The organism is Escherichia sp. KTE31 (genome assembly GCF_000407925.1).
Taxonomy (GTDB): domain Bacteria; phylum Pseudomonadota; class Gammaproteobacteria; order Enterobacterales; family Enterobacteriaceae; genus Escherichia; species Escherichia ruysiae.
Map to the genome: position 1 here is coordinate 819384 of NZ_KE136723.1, position 15832 is coordinate 835215.

Sequence of the window (15832 nt, forward strand, 5' to 3'; positions counted from 1 at the left end):
TACGGATGGTTTGCCCCGACGCAAATCATCCGCTCTAAGATGATTCCTGGTTGATAATTAAGACTATTTACCTGTTATTAACATCCTAAAGTTATAAACTTATTATCAGCGATATAACAGGAAGTCACTATCACCTGCGTGATATAACCCTGCGCGCGAGAAGATTTCACGGAATTATTTTACCAGGCGTATTCTAAACTATTATAGTTATAGAGAGCTTACTTCCGTGAATCATAAATTCAGGAGAGAGTATTATGTTTGTAACGAGCAAAAAAATGACCGCAGCTGTTCTGGCAATTACACTGGCAATGTCTCTAAGCGCCTGTTCTAATTGGTCAAAACGAGACCGTAACACCGCAATCGGTGCGGGTGCAGGGGCTTTAGGTGGTGCAGTACTGACTGATGGCAGCACGCTGGGTACATTAGGTGGTGCAGCAGTTGGTGGTATTATCGGTCACCAGGTCGGTAAATAATCGTAAATAAATGTCGATAAGCGACTCGCAATTATAATACGCTTGACTCTGTTCATTACGAAATAACTGAATAGTACACACAGTAAAATAAACGAAAGCCACGGAATATTTCCGTGGCTTTTTTGTTAACCGCCAGCGAGTTTTACTTTCATTCCTTTCGCTTCAAGGAGTGCTTTTAATAAATCACGCTTATCTCCCTGGATTTCGATAATTCCGTCTTTTACTGCTCCACCGCAGCCGCATTTTTTCTTCAGCTCCGCCGCCAGTTTTGTCAGTTCTGCATCATCGAGATCGACTCCAGTGATCAGGCAAACGCCCTTTCCTTTACGTCCACTGGTTTGACGTTGAATGCGCACCACGCCGTCGCCTTTAGGGCGTACAGGGGCCGCTTTTGGCTCATCAATACGTCCGGTTTCCGTTGAGTAAACCAGACGGCTATTGGAATCACTCATCATGCACTCCGTTGTAATGAGGCGTTGATCACTTTCAGCGTTTGCGCTGGATCTGCCGATTGCGTTACCGGGCGACCAATCACCATATAATCAACTCCAGCCGCCAACGCCTGTTCTGGCGTCATAATGCGGCGCTGGTCACCAGCGTCACTCCCCTGCGGACGAATGCCCGGCGTAACCAGTTTGAACTCCTGGCCGAATACCTGTTTAAAACGCACAGCTTCCTGAGCAGAACACACCACACCATCAAGCCCACATTTTTGCGTCAATGCCGCCAGACGTTCTGCATAATCCGCTGGTGACAGTGTCACGCCAAGATCGGTCAGGTCACTGGCTTCCATGCTGGTCAATACAGTCACGGCAATTAATAACGGTGCATCTTTACCAAACGGAACCAGAGCCTCACGCGCTGCGGTCATCATACGTGCCCCACCGGAGGCATGAACGTTAACCATCCACACGCCTAAGTCAGCCGCTGCAGCCACAGCGTGCGCTGCGGTGTTGGGAATGTCGTGAAATTTCAGATCGAGGAAAATATCAAAACCACGATGTTGCAGTTCATGCACAAACTGCGGCCCAAACAGCGTAAACATCTCTTTGCCGACTTTCAGACGACAATCACGTGGGTCGATCTTGTCGACAAATGCCAGCGCGGCGTCACGATTATGGTAATCAAGGGCAACAACGACAGGAGAATTCGTAACAGCGCGGGAAGAAGATGAAGCAGTTAACGTCATGACCAGACCTTCTTGATGATGGGCACCGGAAGTGGCGCGAAACAGGTAAACGGCGAGCATTCTACCCGTGGAAATAAAAAATTAACAGTTGCGATTTTTCCCCTGCCAGGCTTTTTTACGCTGGAGTTGCCGAAGCAAAATGTGGGAACAACCATTAGGATGTTGTAACTAAAGCTGGATTTTTTTAAAAATTACAGACCATCAAGGCCGCGAATAGGTTTAATGGTTGACCACGCCCGACATGACGGGCAATGCCAGTAGAGCGTATATGCAGTAAAACCACACTTCTGGCAACGATAACGCGGCTTACTACGCACCTTCTCACCTACCATGTCACGCAGCACCATCAGGCTCTCTTTAGCGCGCCCTTCTTCTGCTTCATTCAGGTGGTAATCCATTAACTTGTGGAACACGCGCATGGTCGGGTGACGTTGTAGCTGGCGCGTAATATAGACCTGTGCGGCATCACTGCCGTCGCGCGCTTCGATAATGTCTGCAAGCATCAATTCAGCATCGGCACCGGTATTCTCTTCCACCGCGCGTTGCAGGAACTCTGCCCATTCGACAGTTTTACCCAGTTGCTGATAGCAGGTTTGCAGCATTTCCAGCGTTTCGCTGACCAGTTCTCTGTCCTGGGAAATGACACGTTGCAGGCTTTCGACCGCTTTGGCGTATTCTCCTTTCGCCATAAACACACGTCCCATCATGATGGATACGCGGGCGCTGTTTTTGTCTGCCGCCGCCCCTTTTTTCAACAAGGTCATAGCGCGATCAAGATCGTCGCTGGCCATGTGCTGGAGCGCCAGTTCACAGTAGAAATGGGCGATCTCAACGCGTTGCTTATCTTTGCCCAGCTTCACCAGGCGTTCTGCAACATCAATTGCTTTCTGCCATTCACTGGTGGACTGATAGATTTGTAACAGCTGTTGCAATGCGCCAACACGGAAGTCCGTTTCATCGGTCAGTTGATTAAACATATCTTCCGCACGATCGTATAAACCCGCCGCCATGTAATCACGCCCCAGTTGCTGAATTGCCAGCAAGCGTTGCTCATAGGTCAACGAGGCACTTTCCATTAAGGTTTGATGAATACGAATCGCGCGATCGACTTCGCCACGCGAACGGAACAGGTTTCCGAGCGTAAGGTGGGCTTCAACGGTGCCGGTGTCCTCTTTGAGCATATCGAGGAACAGATCAACCGCTTTATCCTGTTGATTACTAAGCAGGAAGTTAACACCTGCTACGTAATCACGTGACAGGCGGTTGGCTTCATCTTGCTTGTTTTGTTGCGCACTTCTGCGGCCCATATACCAGCCATAGGCAGCGGCTACAGGCAAGAGCAGAAACAACAACTCCAGCATAGAAAGTTATTCCTTCGCCGCTGACGAATCAGGCGCTACCGCCACGCCAGTCGCAGGTGAAAGCTGGTTTTCCAGTCGCTTTATTTTACGTTCAGCGCGCACCAGAGAAACACGAACTCGCAGCCAGAAAAGGCCACAAATCAACCAACCAATAGCAAAACCCGCAGCAAACAATACAGCGAGCAATGTGGAGATACGATACTCCCCTTGCGCTAACAGATAATTAAACGTTACCTGTTGATCATTCTGCGCACCTAATGTGACGGAAATCACAAAAATCGCTAACACCAGTAAGAAAATGAGTAAATATTTCACATTACTTCCCGTTATGTGGTTAGAGCGAATAAATTATGGTCAACTTACCGCAATAGCCCTTTAAATTACCATTTTCACGACGTCTGCGAAATGGTAGCCACAATCATTGTTGATGATTTGAGGGTTAAATTCAGAAATTCAACCAGTATTAACTTTCTTGTTCTCGTTGCGCTATCTCACGATTTTCTTCCGGCGGTGGTGTTAATGGCCCACAAATACGTTGCGCAAGCCAGGTTGCTACCGCGACCAGCGCCCACGAAATCAACGTAGCCACCACCAGATCGCGCGGCCAATGCATCCCAAGCAGCAGGCGGCTTCCCATGACTCCCGTTGCCCAAACCAGCAAGAGTGCAATGGTTACGGTTCGCCGACGCGGCCATAACAACCCAACGGCCAGCAGAGCCCAACTGGCAGCAAACATTGTGTGACCAGAAGGAAAGGCAAAACCGGTCTCTTTCTGCCAATGAGAACGCAAATATTGCGGGATATTTTTCTCTTCAGCCAACTGTTCTTTCACTAAATTTCCGCGCTCTGCACGCTTTAAAGTGTAGAACTCATCAACCGGAATATGATGTGTTTTTTCCAGCCAGATAACAAACGGGCGCGGTTCCTGAACTTTGTCTTTAATCCAGGATTTTACCGCTTGCCCGACAAGGATCGCCGCCGCCAGTATGGCAAACAACATAATTGCAGCTTTGATACGAAAGCGCAGACACCAGAGAAACCAGCCGAATAAAATCAGATGCGTAATGACGCCCCAGGGCTGAGTGACGGTTTCAGTGACCCAAAAGGCCGCTTTTAACAACCCATTTTGCTCTCCTGGTTGCCAACGCCAGCCAGAAATCCATACCGCTACAGGCATGATAAGTAATAGTGCAGCTCCAACTGCGGTACGTCTGGCAATCGAACGCATGGTCTCTCCTTTCTTATAAGTCTCACAATCATAACTGAAAATGCCCTGACCTGGAAAAATTGACAGATTTGTGCCATTCAGTGAACGATCGACGCGTCGTGATTAGGTGAACGCCTTCGCGTTATGGCAAAATAAGCCAATACAGAACCAGCATTATCTGGAGAATTTCATGCAGCTTAAACGTGTGGCAGAAGCCAAACTGCCAACCCCATGGGGCGATTTCCTGATGGTGGGATTTGAAGAACTGGCAACCGGACACGATCATGTCGCGCTAGTCTATGGCGATATTTCCGGGCATACCCCGGTACTTGCGCGCGTCCATTCCGAATGTCTGACCGGTGACGCCCTGTTCAGCTTGCGCTGCGATTGTGGCTTCCAGCTGGAAGCGGCGCTGACACAAATCGCCGAAGAAGGCCGTGGTATTTTGCTGTATCACCGCCAGGAAGGTCGTAACATTGGTCTGCTGAATAAAATTCGCGCTTACGCATTGCAGGATCAAGGCTACGACACCGTAGAGGCTAACCACCAGTTAGGCTTCGCTGCTGATGAGCGCGACTTCACTCTTTGCGCTGATATGTTCAAACTCCTTGGTGTCAATGAAGTCCGTTTGTTAACCAACAACCCGAAAAAAGTCGAAATTCTGACCGAAGCCGGGATTAATATTGTTGAACGCGTGCCGTTGATTGTTGGTCGTAACCCCAATAACGAACATTATCTCGATACCAAAGCCGAGAAAATGGGTCATCTGTTGAACAAATAACCCACTTGCGTTGTGAAGTTAATTTGCTTGCCGGTTATCTGACTTCCGGCAAGCAAATACTCGTTACTTCAACATATTACGGATGACATAATGCAAAATCCCGTCGTTCTGGTAATAGGTTAATTCCGTCGCAGTGTCGATACGACAACGGCACGGCACAACTTCCTGACTACCATCAGCTCGCGTTAGCGTCACTGGAACCGTTGCGCCGGGTTGTAGATTTTGCAGATCGCTAATATCAATCTTCTCTTCCCCGGTCAGCCCTAATGTTTTACGCGTCACGCCTTGCGGAAATTCCAGCGGCAGAATGCCCATGCCAATTAAATTCGAGCGGTGAATACGTTCAAACGATTCGGCAATAACCACCCGGATACCAAGCAGACGCGGACCTTTTGCCGCCCAGTCACGGCTGGAGCCAGAACCATATTCTTTACCGGCAATCACCGCCAGCGGCGTTTGCTCCTGCTTATAGCGCATCGCTGCATCGTAAATAGAGACAACATCGCTGGCAGGTAAATGCCGCGTCATCCCCCCTTCAACACCAGGCACCATTTCGTTACGAATGCGAATGTTGGCAAACGTGCCGCGCATCATCACTTCATGGTTACCACGCCGCGAACCGTAGGAGTTAAAGTCTTTCCGCTCAACACCCCGACCTTGTAGATATCGCCCCGCCGGACTGTCGGGCTTAATACTGCCCGCCGGAGAGATATGGTCAGTAGTGACCGAATCCCCCAGCATTGCGAGTATCCGCGCGCCGTGAATATCCTCCACTGGCGCAGGCATTGCCTGCATCTCATCAAAAAACGGCGATAACCGAATATAGGTCGAATCATCCTGCCATCCGTAGGTATCGGATCGCACAACGTTAATTTCTTTCCACTCAGCTGTCCCTTCGAAAACTTCTGCGTACTCTTTACGGAACATTTCTGTAGAGACTTGTGCTACCGCACGGGCAATTTCTTGTGCTGATGGCCAGATATCTTTCAGATATACCGGTTCGCCTTTACGATCATGACCGATAGGCTCTGAAGCCAGATTGATATTCATATTGCCCGCCAGCGCATAGGCAACCACCAATGGCGGCGAAGCCAGCCAGTTAGTTTTAACCAGCGGATGAATACGTCCTTCAAAGTTACGGTTGCCAGACAGCACCGCACCGACGGTCAAATCGCCTTTTTTGATTGCAGTTTCGATAGGATCGGGCAACGGGCCAGAATTACCAATACAAGTGGTACAGCCGTATCCCACAAGGTTGAAGCCAAGCTCATCGAGATACGGTGTCAGTTTGGCTTTTGCCAGATAATCAGAAACGACTTTTGACCCCGGTGCCAGCGACGCTTTGACCCACGGTTGCCGCTTGAGGCCCAGAGTTACGGCTTTTTTCGCCAGCAAGCCTGCGGCCATCAGTACACTTGGATTAGAGGTGTTGGTGCACGACGTTATCGCGGCAATGACCACTGCACCATCAGGCAACTGATACTGATGTCCGTTCATAACATAATCGACCGGTTGGCGATCTTTATGCGTGGCATTCACTTCCAGTTCGTTACTGGCGGCAAAAGCTTTTGGTACATCGGGCAGTGCAACGCGATCCTGTGGGCGTTTTGGCCCCGCCAGACTCGCTTCAACGTCATTCATGTCCAGTTCTAACGTACTGGTAAAAATCGGTTCATCGCCAGGGTTACGCCACATGCCCTGCGCTTTGGCATATTTTTCGACCAGCTCGACCTGATCTTCACTGCGCCCGCTTAAACGCATGTAATCGAGGGTGACCGCATCGATTGGGAAGAAACCGCAGGTCGCGCCATATTCTGGCGACATATTGGCAATGGTAGCGCGATCTGCCAGCGGCAGCGAATCCAGCCCATCGCCGTAAAATTCGACGAATTTCCCCACTACGCCATGTTTACGCAGCATCTGGGTAACGGTGAGAACCAGGTCTGTGGCGGTGATACCTTCACGTAATTTTCCGCTGAGTTTAAAGCCCACTACATCCGGGATAAGCATGGAAACCGGCTGACCTAACATTGCGGCTTCCGCTTCGATCCCGCCAACACCCCACCCCAGTACGCCAAGACCATTGATCATAGTAGTGTGCGAATCAGTACCGACGAGCGTATCCGGATAAGCAATCCATTCACCGTCCTGCAGTTCACTCCACACTGCTTTGCCGAGATATTCGAGGTTAACCTGATGGCAAATGCCTGTGCCTGGTGGCACGACGCTAAAACGACTGAACGCCTGCTGCCCCCATTTCAGGAATACATAACGTTCGTGGTTTCGCTCCATTTCCAGACGCACGTTTTCCTCGAATGCTTCATCATCGCCAAAACGATCGACGGTCACCGAATGGTCAATTACCAGGTCGACCGGTGAGAGCGGATTCACTTTCGCGGTATCGCCACCGAGACGTTTTACCGCTTCTCGCATCGCCGCAAGATCCACGACAGCGGGCACGCCGGTGAAGTCCTGCATCAGCACTCTTGCCGGACGGTAGGCAATTTCACGGTCAGCATGGGCATTTTTCAACCAGCCAGCCAGCGCGTGGATATCCTCTTCGGTAACCGAGTTACCATCCTGCCAGCGGAGCAGGTTTTCGAGCAGAACTTTGAGTGACTTAGGCAGACGGGTGATATCGCCCAGTGATTTGGCAGCAAGCGGCAGGCTGTAGTAGTGGTAAGTTTTATCTTTGGCCTGCAACGTGTCCTTACTGGCTTCTCGTAGGGTTGACGACATAGCTCCTCCTTAATAACAGGGTTGCGATGCCCTGATTCTCTTCAGGGTGAATATTAAAGATAACACAAACACCGCGTAACGATTTGATAACAACCCGAATTGATAAAAGAGGGAAACCTTGCGGATAAGAAAAGAAAAACCTCGCCGTAGCGAGGTCAGAGATTAGTGAGCAACTATCCAGATGAGTTCAACCCAGAAGAGCATCGACAGAGAAAATGCGCCCATCCAGGACCAGTATTTCATATTTGTGGTGATCATAGGCTACACCCTTCACTTGTTATTACTTTCTGTTGAAATTATTCAACCTTTTATTGCTGTGGTATATTAAAAACCGTTTATTTCACGAATATATCGGATAATAAGAATGATGATAATTATTGTTTCTGCTGATCATCTTCAGCAAACATCTCTATAAAAGCTTGCTGTTGCGACGTCAGTTTCCAGCCATCTGGAATAACGACTGAACATTCCCGTTTCGTTTCCGTTTCATTGTCACTATGCTGAGATAGTGGCAAAGCAACCTGATGCTGTTCCTGAACGACCATGCTTTACCCCCACACTTTCCAAATTAGCAGTGCGACAAGCACCCAGAAGAGCGCAGACCCAAGAAATACCGCAAGCCAGGCTTTACGTTTCATTTCAGGGTCCCTGCGGGGTTCCTGATTTCCAGAAGGCATTGCTAACCTCATATAATCGTCATCACTTATCAGCAAGACGCTAAACGATTGGTATAATTAATCAATTGATGAGACAAATCCTAATGAAACTTTAGCCAAAAATCCAGCTAATTTACGAATCGTCTCCAGTGAATAATTCAATCTTTTGACCTGAAATAGATATTTGAAGACTGACGTTTGCGAGGCAGGTAATTAGGCACTACTTTATGTCCGATTTACCATAAAGATTTCAGGGATAATTATATTGTGAGCGGTGTACAAATAAGAAAGAACAGAGGATATATTCCGGCACCCTGAAAACATAAAAGGTGCCGGAAATAATGCAGGTAATTATTTTTCCGGCAATTTGATATCTTTAAACATGATCTCAATTTCTTCATTGGAACGCAGTGCTACGGCGGCATCAACGACATCGCGAGTTAAATGCGGCGCAAAACGCTGAATGAAATCATACATATAACTGCGCAAAAACGTACTGCGGCGAAAACCAATTTTGGTTGTGCTATGACTGAAAATGTCATGCGCATCAACACGAACCAGGTCGGGATCCGAAACCGGATCCACCGCCATGCTGGCAATCACCCCTACACCCAACCCTAATCGAACGTAAGTTTTAATCACGTCAGCATCGGTAGCAGTGAAAACAATACGCGGCGTCAACCCTGCGCGGTTAAAGGCGGTATCCAGCTCGGAGCGTCCGGTAAAACCGAAGGTATACGTCACCAACGGATACTGCGCCAGTTCTTCAATGGTAATTGCTTTTTTGCCCGCCAGCGGATGGTCAGGTGTCACCACAATAGCCCGATTCCAGTGATAGCATGGCAGCATCACCAAATCTTCATACAAATGAAGTGCTTCCGTGGCGATAGCGAAATCGGCATTACCTTTAGAGACGGCATCGGCGATTTGTGTCGGCGATCCCTGATGCATATGCAAAGAAACGCGAGGATAACGCTCAATGAAACCTTTGATGACATTCGGTAATGCATAGCGCGCCTGAGTATGCGTGGTGGCGATATACAGCGAGCCTTTATCTGGCCAGGTGTGTTCTCCGGCGACCGATTTAATAGCATCAACTTTCGACAGAACTTCACGAGCGATACGGATTATTTCCTGCCCGGCTGGAGTAACCTGCGTCAAATGCTTGCCGCTACGGGAAAAAATTTGAATACCCAGCTCATCTTCCAGCATTCTGACTTGCTTACTGATCCCAGGTTGTGATGTGTAAAGTCCTTCAGCCGTTGATGAGACGTTCAGGTTATGATTGACGACCTCAACAATATAGCGAAGTTGTTGTAATTTCATGTTAAACCATCCAATTAGACGCCATCAGAACATCGTTTTTTCGTCACACCTGACGGGTGACTAATACGATTTAATAATAAAAAAGGTGCTAACTATAACCACTATATCATTTATAGCTTTAGTGTATAGGTGTGGAGATAAAATAATATGCAATAAAAAAGGGTCGCTTTTGCGACCCTTTGTTTTAAAAAACCAGAAAGAATTAAAGGTTATTTTTTCCCTTCAACCCATTTGCCATCAACATAAAATGCTGACCAGCCAGTTGCCTTTCCGTCTTTTTCCGAAGAGACATATTGCTGCCTGGTTTTCCGGCTAAAACGAACCATTGTCTTATTACCTTCTGGATCTTGCTGTGGCGCATCAGCCAGATAACGCAATTTTTCTGGTAAACGGTCGCGGAAGCGATAAAGCTCTTCCACCAGCGGCGCACGCGTTTCACGTGATTTCGGGAAAGTATTGGCAGCCAGGAACACACCGGCAGCGCCATCACGCAGCACGAAATAAGCATCCGATTTTTCGCACGGTAATTCTGGCAGCGGAACCGGATCTTCTTTCGGCGGCGCGACTTCACCGTTACGTAAAATCTTACGTGTGTTTTTACACTCTTCATTGGTGCAGGCCATGTATTTACCGAAACGCCCCATTTTCAGGTGCATTTCAGAACCACATTTTTCACACTCAACGATCGGGCCGTCATAACCTTTAATACGGAATTCGCCCTCTTCGATCTCATAACCGTCGCAGGTTGGATTATTACCACAAACATGCAACTTACGTTTCGGATCGATGAGATAGCTGTCCATCGCTGTACCGCATTTCGGGCAACGACGTTTGGCGCGCAGCGCGTTGGTTTCAGCGTCTTCGCCTTCCAGCACGTTAAGCACTTCGTTTTCCGGCACCAGGTTGATGGTGGTTTTGCAACGCTCTTTCGGCGACAGCGCATAACCGGAACAGCCCAGGAATACCCCGGTGCTGGCGGTGCGAATCCCCATTTTTCGACCACAGGTTGGGCAGTCAATGCTGGTCAGAACCATCTGGTTCGGGCGCATACCGCCCTCTTCCGGATCTTTTTCCGCTTTATCAAGCTGCTGAGTGAAATCAGAGAAGAAGTGATCCAGTACAGCTTTCCACTCTGCTTCGTGATTTGCCACCTGGTCGAGGCTGTTTTCCATCTGCGCGGTAAAGTCGTAATTCATTAACTCGCGGAAATTTTCTTCCAGGCGATCGGTAACGATCTCACCCATTTTTTCCGCATAGAAGCGACGGTTTTCCACACGCACATAGCCGCGATCCTGAATGGTCGAAATGATCGACGCATAAGTAGACGGACGACCGATCCCGCGTTTTTCCAGCTCTTTAACCAGAGAAGCTTCGCTAAAACGAGCTGGCGGCTTGGTAAAGTGCTGCGCAGGCGTCAGTTCAACAAGCGACAGGGAGTCACCTTTATCGACAGCCGGTAAAATACGATCTTCATCGCCTTTACGCAGAGCTGGCATAACTTTCGTCCAGCCGTCGAAACGCAGAATACGACCGCGCGCTTTCAGGCGGAAGTCACCCGCGCCAACGGTCAGCGTGGTGGAGTCATATTTCGCCGGGGTCATCTGACAGGCAACAAACTGACGCCAGATTAACTGGTACAGCTTCTGCGCATCTGCTTCCATATCTTTCAGCGATTCCGCCATCACATTGACGTCAGAAGGACGAATTGCTTCGTGCGCTTCCTGTGAGTTTTCTTTGCTGGCGTATTGGTTTGGACTTTCCGGCAGATATTTATTACCAAAATTATCGCTGATATAACCGCGAACCATGTTTACCGCGTCCTGACTCAGGTTAGTGGAGTCGGTACGCATGTAAGTGATATAGCCTGCTTCATACAGACGCTGCGCCATCATCATGGTTTTTTTCACGCCAAAACCAAGACGGGTGCTGGCAGCTTGTTGCAGCGTAGAGGTAATAAAAGGAGCGCCAGGTTTACTGGTTGTCGGTTTGTCTTCACGTTCCAGCACGCTGTAGCGCGCTTTTTCCAGCAGACTTACCGCAGCCAGAGTTTGTTCTTTGTTGACCGGGCGGAACGGTTTGTCGTTCTGATGAGTCACCTGCAAAGCCAACGCTTCGCCAGATGGCGTAGTCGTGCTGGCATCGACTTCCCAGAATTCTTCCGGCACGAAGGCTTTAATTTCACGCTCACGCTCGACTACCAGGCGGACCGCTACGGATTGCACACGCCCGGCGGAAAGACCGCGAGCGATCTTTTTCCACAGCAGCGGAGAAACCATATACCCCACAACGCGATCCATAAAGCGACGCGCCTGCTGGGCATTAACACGATCAATATTCAGTTCGCCGGGTTTGTTGAACGCCTGGCGGATCGCGTTTTTAGTAATTTCGTTAAACACCACTCGGCTATAACGCGCATCATCACCCCCAATCACTTCCCGCAGGTGCCATGCAATGGCTTCCCCTTCGCGGTCAAGGTCGGTTGCGAGATAGATGTGGTCGGCTTTTTCAGCCAGTTGTTTCAGTTCAGAGACGACCTTCTCTTTACCAGGCAACACTTCATAGTGCGCCTCCCAATTGTGCCACGGGTCAACCCCCATACGGTTGACGAGAGCGCCACGTTCATCCTTTTTAGGCTTTTTAGCCGTTTTGGTGGAGGTAGAGTCGGCACTCTTTTTAGCAGCTGAGCCACTGGTCGGCAAATCGCGGATGTGACCGACGCTGGATTTCACCACGTAGTCACTACCCAGATACTTGTTGATCGTTTTGGCTTTTGCCGGGGACTCAACGATGACAAGAGCTTTACCCATATTCACCTTACCTAATTTGATTCTTCCAGGAATGCGTCGCACATTGATAAACCTTCCACTGGCAACGAGTTACCGATATGGACTCGCTCTCTGCGGATATCAACCCCTTGTCGTGACTCTGTTCACGAAAATTCCGGTGACTGAGTTAACAGGTCTTGGCCTACAGGCGCTATAGCACGACGGAATTTTGGTCGAATGTCAAGCAAATCTATTGCCAGATTGACGAAAGCGTCACACTGTACCTGATAAAATCCGTTACGCAACTTTATTAGCATGCAAAATCCAAAGTTGCCAGTAAGGCGCTCCTGACGCCAGCGTGGTATATTTGTCTGTATGCCATGCCTGGCGTAGACTAATGTCCTTGTTTAAGGAGTAAATAATGAACAAAGAGACACAACCCATCGACCGCGAAACGCTGTTGAAAGAGGCCAACAAAATCATTCGTGAGCATGAGGACACGCTCGCAGGAATTGAAGCCACCGGCGTCACGCAGCGTAATGGCGTGCTGGTGTTCACCGGCAATTACTTTTTAGATGAGCAAGGACTGCCGACAGCGAAAAGCACTGCGGTGTTTAATATGTTCAAACACCTGGCACACGTGCTCTCGGAAAAATACCATCTGGTGGATTAAAGCAAAACGCGAGGTTTTACCCTCGCGTTTATCTTTTACATCAACGGCTTTTGCCCGCGTTGCCACCAGCGTAGCAACAATCGGTCGGCGCTCTCTGCCGCACTGCCGGTGAATCGGTCGATCAACCGTTTACGCTGCATATAACGTACATTGACCACTTCACGACCTTCCATCAGGCTAAGAATGACTTCATCACTGGTGTTGATTTCGTCAACCAGGCCTTTCTCTACCGCCTGTTGCCCATACCAGTGTTCACCGGTAGCCACCTCTTCAATATCCAGAGACGGACGCATACGTTTTACAAAATCTTTAAATAGCTGATGTGTTTCGTTCAGTTCTTCGCGGAATTTTTCGCGCCCCTCTTCGGTATTTTCACCCAGCAATGTCAGCGTGCGCTTATATTGCCCGGCGGTGTGCAGTTCAATATCAATATCTTTGCTTTTCAGGAAGCGGTTAAAGTTGGGCATTTGCGCCACCACACCGATGGAGCCTACAATGGCAAACGGCGCGGAAACAATTTTGTCAGCCACGCAGGCCATCATGTACCCGCCGCTGGCAGCTACTTTATCTACCGTAACGGTTAAAGGAATGTTTTTATCGCGCAGACGCCGCAACTGCGAAGCTGCCAGGCCATAACCATGAACCATGCCGCCGGGGCTTTCCAGACGCAAAACAACCTGATCCCGTGGCTTAAATGCCGCGAGTACTGCGGTTATCTCTTCGCGTAACGAGTTAACTTCATGCGCGTCCATGCTGCCTTTGAAATCCAGTACCCAGACTCGGGGTTTACTGTCAGTCACCACCTCGCCCAGTTTGGCTTTCGCTTTCGCTGCTTTCGCTTCTTGCTTGTGCTTCTTCTTCTGCGCTTTGTGCCACTGCTTTTGCTGATGCGGATCCATCAACGCTGCTGCCAGTTCTTCTTTCATCTCCTTATATTGTTCGCTGAGATTGTTAACCCGTAACTCGCCACGCTGGCGTTTATTACGTTGAGCAACATTGACAATAATGGCGGCAACAGCCGCAATCGCCACAACAACAGTGACAATTTTCGCCAAAAACAAACCATATTCAGACAACAATTCCACGAGTCCCACCTTGGTTAAACAACGCTTTGCCTCACAGTTTACAACAGGCATCTTAAGCCGTCTCGCAGAGATATTCTTGACGAGAAAGTATGACAAAGTATTCATTTTGCGGCGTTATCGCCCCAGGCCGATTGAAATGCGCCTCTGTTTAAGGCATAACCCCTCAAAGTCATAAAGTACACTGGCAGCGCGACTGATGATGTCGTTGAGGAGTAGCCATGCATTACCAACCAAAACAAGATTTACTCAATGATCGTATTATCCTGGTAACCGGCGCCAGCGACGGCATTGGTCGTGAAGCCGCTCAGACTTATGCGCGTTATGGCGCGGCAGTGATTTTACTGGGTCGTAATGAAGAAAAATTACGTCAGGTCGCCCAGCGTATGTTCGAAGAGACCGGACGTCATCCACAGTGGTTTATTCTCGATTTACTGACCTGCACATCCGAAGATTGCCATCAACTGGCACAGCGCATTGCCGTTAATTATCCGCGTCTGGACGGCGTTCTGCATAATGCCGGATTGCTTGGCCAAGTTTGCCCGATGAGCGAACAAAATCCACAGGTCTGGCAGGATGTCATGCAGGTCAACGTTAATGCCACCTTTATGCTGACCCAGGCACTGCTTCCTTTATTACTCAAATCGGACGCCGGTTCGCTGGTCTTTACCTCATCAAGCGTCGGCCGTCAGGGGCGAGCCAACTGGGGCGCGTACGCTGCCTCAAAATTTGCCACCGAAGGAATGATGCAGGTACTGGCCGATGAATATCAACAGCGCCTGCGCGTGAACTGCATTAACCCGGGCGGTACACGAACTGCCATGCGTGCCAGCGCCTTCCCGACGGAAGATCCGCAGAAACTCAAAACCCCCGCTGATATCATGCCACTTTACCTCTGGCTGATGGGCGATGATAGCCGCCGTAAAACCGGCATGACCTTTGACGCCCAACCGGGCCGTAAACCAGGAATTTCCCAATGAGTGATGAACGCTACCAACAGCGTCAGCAGCGAGTTAAAGAAAAAGTGGATGCCCGTGTGGCGCAGGCCCAGGATGAACGCGGCATTATTATCGTTTTTACTGGCAATGGAAAAGGCAAAACCACTGCGGCATTTGGTACGGCAACGCGCGCGGTAGGTCACGGAAAAAAAGTGGGCGTCGTGCAGTTTATTAAGGGCACCTGGCCTAACGGCGAACGAAATCTGCTGGAGCCGCACGGCGTCGAGTTTCAGGTGATGGCAACCGGCTTTACCTGGGATACACAAAACCGCGAGTCTGATACCGCCGCCTGCCGCGAAGTCTGGCAACATGCAAAACGAATGCTGGCTGATTCCTCGCTAGATATGGTTTTGCTCGATGAGCTGACGTATATGGTGGCGTATGACTATTTGCCACTGGAAGAAGTGATGCAGGCCTTAAATGATCGTCCACATCAGCAAACGGTGATTATCACGGGTCGTGGCTGTCATCGGGATATACTTGAGCTGGCAGATACCGTCAGTGAATTACGCCCCGTCAAACATGCGTTTGATGCAGGCGTTAAGGCGCAAATCGGGATTGATTATTAAGTGAAAGCACCTC

17 protein-coding genes are annotated in these 15832 nt (G+C 49.4%); 5 read left to right on the forward strand and 12 right to left on the reverse strand.

What is annotated here, in order from left to right; translation table 11 throughout:
• The first annotated feature begins 254 nt into the window (after positions 1-254).
• Positions 255-473, forward strand: coding sequence for an osmotically-inducible lipoprotein OsmB (gene osmB / locus WES_RS09510; RefSeq protein WP_000498252.1), 219 nt, complete (start codon positions 255-257; stop codon positions 471-473).
• Positions 474-598: 125 nt separating this feature from the next.
• Here the strand turns inward: osmB and yciH are convergent, their stop codons facing one another.
• From yciH to pgpB, 5 genes are all read right to left on the reverse strand, one after another.
• A complete protein-coding gene (gene yciH, locus WES_RS09505) occupies positions 599-925 on the reverse strand; it encodes a stress response translation initiation inhibitor YciH (RefSeq protein WP_010355617.1) in 327 nt (108 codons plus the stop codon).
• Positions 925-1662: an orotidine-5'-phosphate decarboxylase gene (gene pyrF, locus WES_RS09500; RefSeq protein WP_000176260.1), complete on the reverse strand. Its 738-nt coding sequence runs from the start codon at positions 1660-1662 to the stop codon at positions 925-927. Before pyrF ends, yciH begins: the two co-directional genes overlap by 1 nt.
• Before the next feature lie 191 nt (positions 1663-1853).
• Positions 1854-3023, reverse strand: a complete 1170-nt coding sequence (lapB, locus tag WES_RS09495) for a lipopolysaccharide assembly protein LapB (RefSeq protein ID WP_000891365.1) — start codon at positions 3021-3023, stop codon at positions 1854-1856.
• Positions 3024-3029: 6 nt separating this feature from the next.
• Positions 3030-3338: a lipopolysaccharide assembly protein LapA gene (gene lapA, locus WES_RS09490; RefSeq protein WP_000876293.1), complete on the reverse strand. Its 309-nt coding sequence runs from the start codon at positions 3336-3338 to the stop codon at positions 3030-3032.
• A gap of 148 nt (positions 3339-3486) precedes the next feature.
• A complete protein-coding gene (gene pgpB, locus WES_RS09485) occupies positions 3487-4251 on the reverse strand; it encodes a phosphatidylglycerophosphatase B (protein WP_001256524.1) in 765 nt (254 codons plus the stop codon).
• Between the two features lie 169 nt (positions 4252-4420).
• Here pgpB and ribA point away from each other — a divergent pair, with 169 nt between their 5' ends.
• Entirely contained in the window at positions 4421-5011 is a 591-nt protein-coding gene (gene ribA, locus WES_RS09480) for a GTP cyclohydrolase II (protein ID WP_001176295.1), read from the forward strand.
• A 63-nt stretch (positions 5012-5074) separates the two neighbouring features.
• Here ribA and acnA read toward each other — a convergent pair whose 3' ends face one another.
• The 6 genes from acnA to topA form a co-directional block, all read right to left on the reverse strand.
• Entirely contained in the window at positions 5075-7750 is a 2676-nt protein-coding gene (acnA, locus tag WES_RS09475) for an aconitate hydratase AcnA (RefSeq protein ID WP_016158388.1), read from the reverse strand.
• 162 nt (positions 7751-7912) lie between these two features.
• Positions 7913-8008: a small membrane protein YmiC gene (ymiC, locus tag WES_RS24075; protein ID WP_016158389.1), complete on the reverse strand. Its 96-nt coding sequence runs from the start codon at positions 8006-8008 to the stop codon at positions 7913-7915.
• 116 nt (positions 8009-8124) lie between these two features.
• The gene (yciX, locus tag WES_RS09470) at positions 8125-8295 is read right to left on the reverse strand and encodes a protein YciX (protein WP_000261430.1); all 171 of its coding nucleotides are present in this window, start codon (positions 8293-8295) and stop codon (positions 8125-8127) included.
• A 3-nt stretch (positions 8296-8298) separates the two neighbouring features.
• Entirely contained in the window at positions 8299-8439 is a 141-nt protein-coding gene (locus tag WES_RS09465; RefSeq protein WP_222672706.1) for a YmiA family putative membrane protein, read from the reverse strand.
• A gap of 318 nt (positions 8440-8757) precedes the next feature.
• Complete coding sequence (gene cysB / locus WES_RS09460) at positions 8758-9732, reverse strand: HTH-type transcriptional regulator CysB (RefSeq protein ID WP_000776255.1); 975 nt, start codon at positions 9730-9732, stop codon at positions 8758-8760.
• Between the two features lie 209 nt (positions 9733-9941).
• The gene (topA, locus tag WES_RS09455) at positions 9942-12539 is read right to left on the reverse strand and encodes a type I DNA topoisomerase (RefSeq protein ID WP_010350249.1); all 2598 of its coding nucleotides are present in this window, start codon (positions 12537-12539) and stop codon (positions 9942-9944) included.
• Positions 12540-12918: 379 nt separating this feature from the next.
• Between topA and WES_RS09450 the strand changes: the two genes are divergently transcribed.
• The gene (locus WES_RS09450; protein WP_001031532.1) at positions 12919-13170 is read left to right on the forward strand and encodes a YciN family protein; all 252 of its coding nucleotides are present in this window, start codon (positions 12919-12921) and stop codon (positions 13168-13170) included.
• 35 nt (positions 13171-13205) lie between these two features.
• Here the strand turns inward: WES_RS09450 and sohB are convergent, their stop codons facing one another.
• The gene (gene sohB, locus WES_RS09445) at positions 13206-14255 is read right to left on the reverse strand and encodes a protease SohB (RefSeq protein ID WP_000422075.1); all 1050 of its coding nucleotides are present in this window, start codon (positions 14253-14255) and stop codon (positions 13206-13208) included.
• Between the two features lie 218 nt (positions 14256-14473).
• Here sohB and WES_RS09440 point away from each other — a divergent pair, with 218 nt between their 5' ends.
• Complete coding sequence (locus tag WES_RS09440; RefSeq protein WP_000559295.1) at positions 14474-15232, forward strand: YciK family oxidoreductase; 759 nt, start codon at positions 14474-14476, stop codon at positions 15230-15232.
• Positions 15229-15819: a cob(I)yrinic acid a,c-diamide adenosyltransferase gene (cobO, locus tag WES_RS09435; RefSeq protein WP_001278900.1), complete on the forward strand. Its 591-nt coding sequence runs from the start codon at positions 15229-15231 to the stop codon at positions 15817-15819. The genes WES_RS09440 and cobO overlap by 4 nt, the downstream gene beginning before the upstream one ends.
• Positions 15820-15832 lie beyond the last annotated feature (13 nt).

Bases quoted from the DNA above. Each gene is read 5' to 3' on its own strand.
- WES_RS09450 (WP_001031532.1), top strand. From the start codon at position 12,919: ATGAACAAAGAGACACAACCCATCGACCGCGAAACGCTGTTGAAAGAG.
- ymiC (WP_016158389.1), bottom strand. From the start codon at position 8,008: ATGATCACCACAAATATGAAATACTGGTCCTGGATGGGCGCATTTTCT.
- cobO (WP_001278900.1), top strand. From the start codon at position 15,229: ATGAGTGATGAACGCTACCAACAGCGTCAGCAGCGAGTTAAAGAAAAA.
- ribA (WP_001176295.1), top strand. From the start codon at position 4,421: ATGCAGCTTAAACGTGTGGCAGAAGCCAAACTGCCAACCCCATGGGGC.
- pgpB (WP_001256524.1), bottom strand. From the start codon at position 4,251: ATGCGTTCGATTGCCAGACGTACCGCAGTTGGAGCTGCACTATTACTT.
- acnA (WP_016158388.1), bottom strand. From the start codon at position 7,750: ATGTCGTCAACCCTACGAGAAGCCAGTAAGGACACGTTGCAGGCCAAA.
- osmB (WP_000498252.1), top strand. From the start codon at position 255: ATGTTTGTAACGAGCAAAAAAATGACCGCAGCTGTTCTGGCAATTACA.
- yciH (WP_010355617.1), bottom strand. From the start codon at position 925: ATGAGTGATTCCAATAGCCGTCTGGTTTACTCAACGGAAACCGGACGT.
- lapB (WP_000891365.1), bottom strand. From the start codon at position 3,023: ATGCTGGAGTTGTTGTTTCTGCTCTTGCCTGTAGCCGCTGCCTATGGC.
- WES_RS09465 (WP_222672706.1), bottom strand. From the start codon at position 8,439: ATGAGGTTAGCAATGCCTTCTGGAAATCAGGAACCCCGCAGGGACCCT.
- cysB (WP_000776255.1), bottom strand. From the start codon at position 9,732: ATGAAATTACAACAACTTCGCTATATTGTTGAGGTCGTCAATCATAAC.
- topA (WP_010350249.1), bottom strand. From the start codon at position 12,539: ATGGGTAAAGCTCTTGTCATCGTTGAGTCCCCGGCAAAAGCCAAAACG.
- WES_RS09440 (WP_000559295.1), top strand. From the start codon at position 14,474: ATGCATTACCAACCAAAACAAGATTTACTCAATGATCGTATTATCCTG.
- yciX (WP_000261430.1), bottom strand. From the start codon at position 8,295: ATGGTCGTTCAGGAACAGCATCAGGTTGCTTTGCCACTATCTCAGCAT.
- pyrF (WP_000176260.1), bottom strand. From the start codon at position 1,662: ATGACGTTAACTGCTTCATCTTCTTCCCGCGCTGTTACGAATTCTCCT.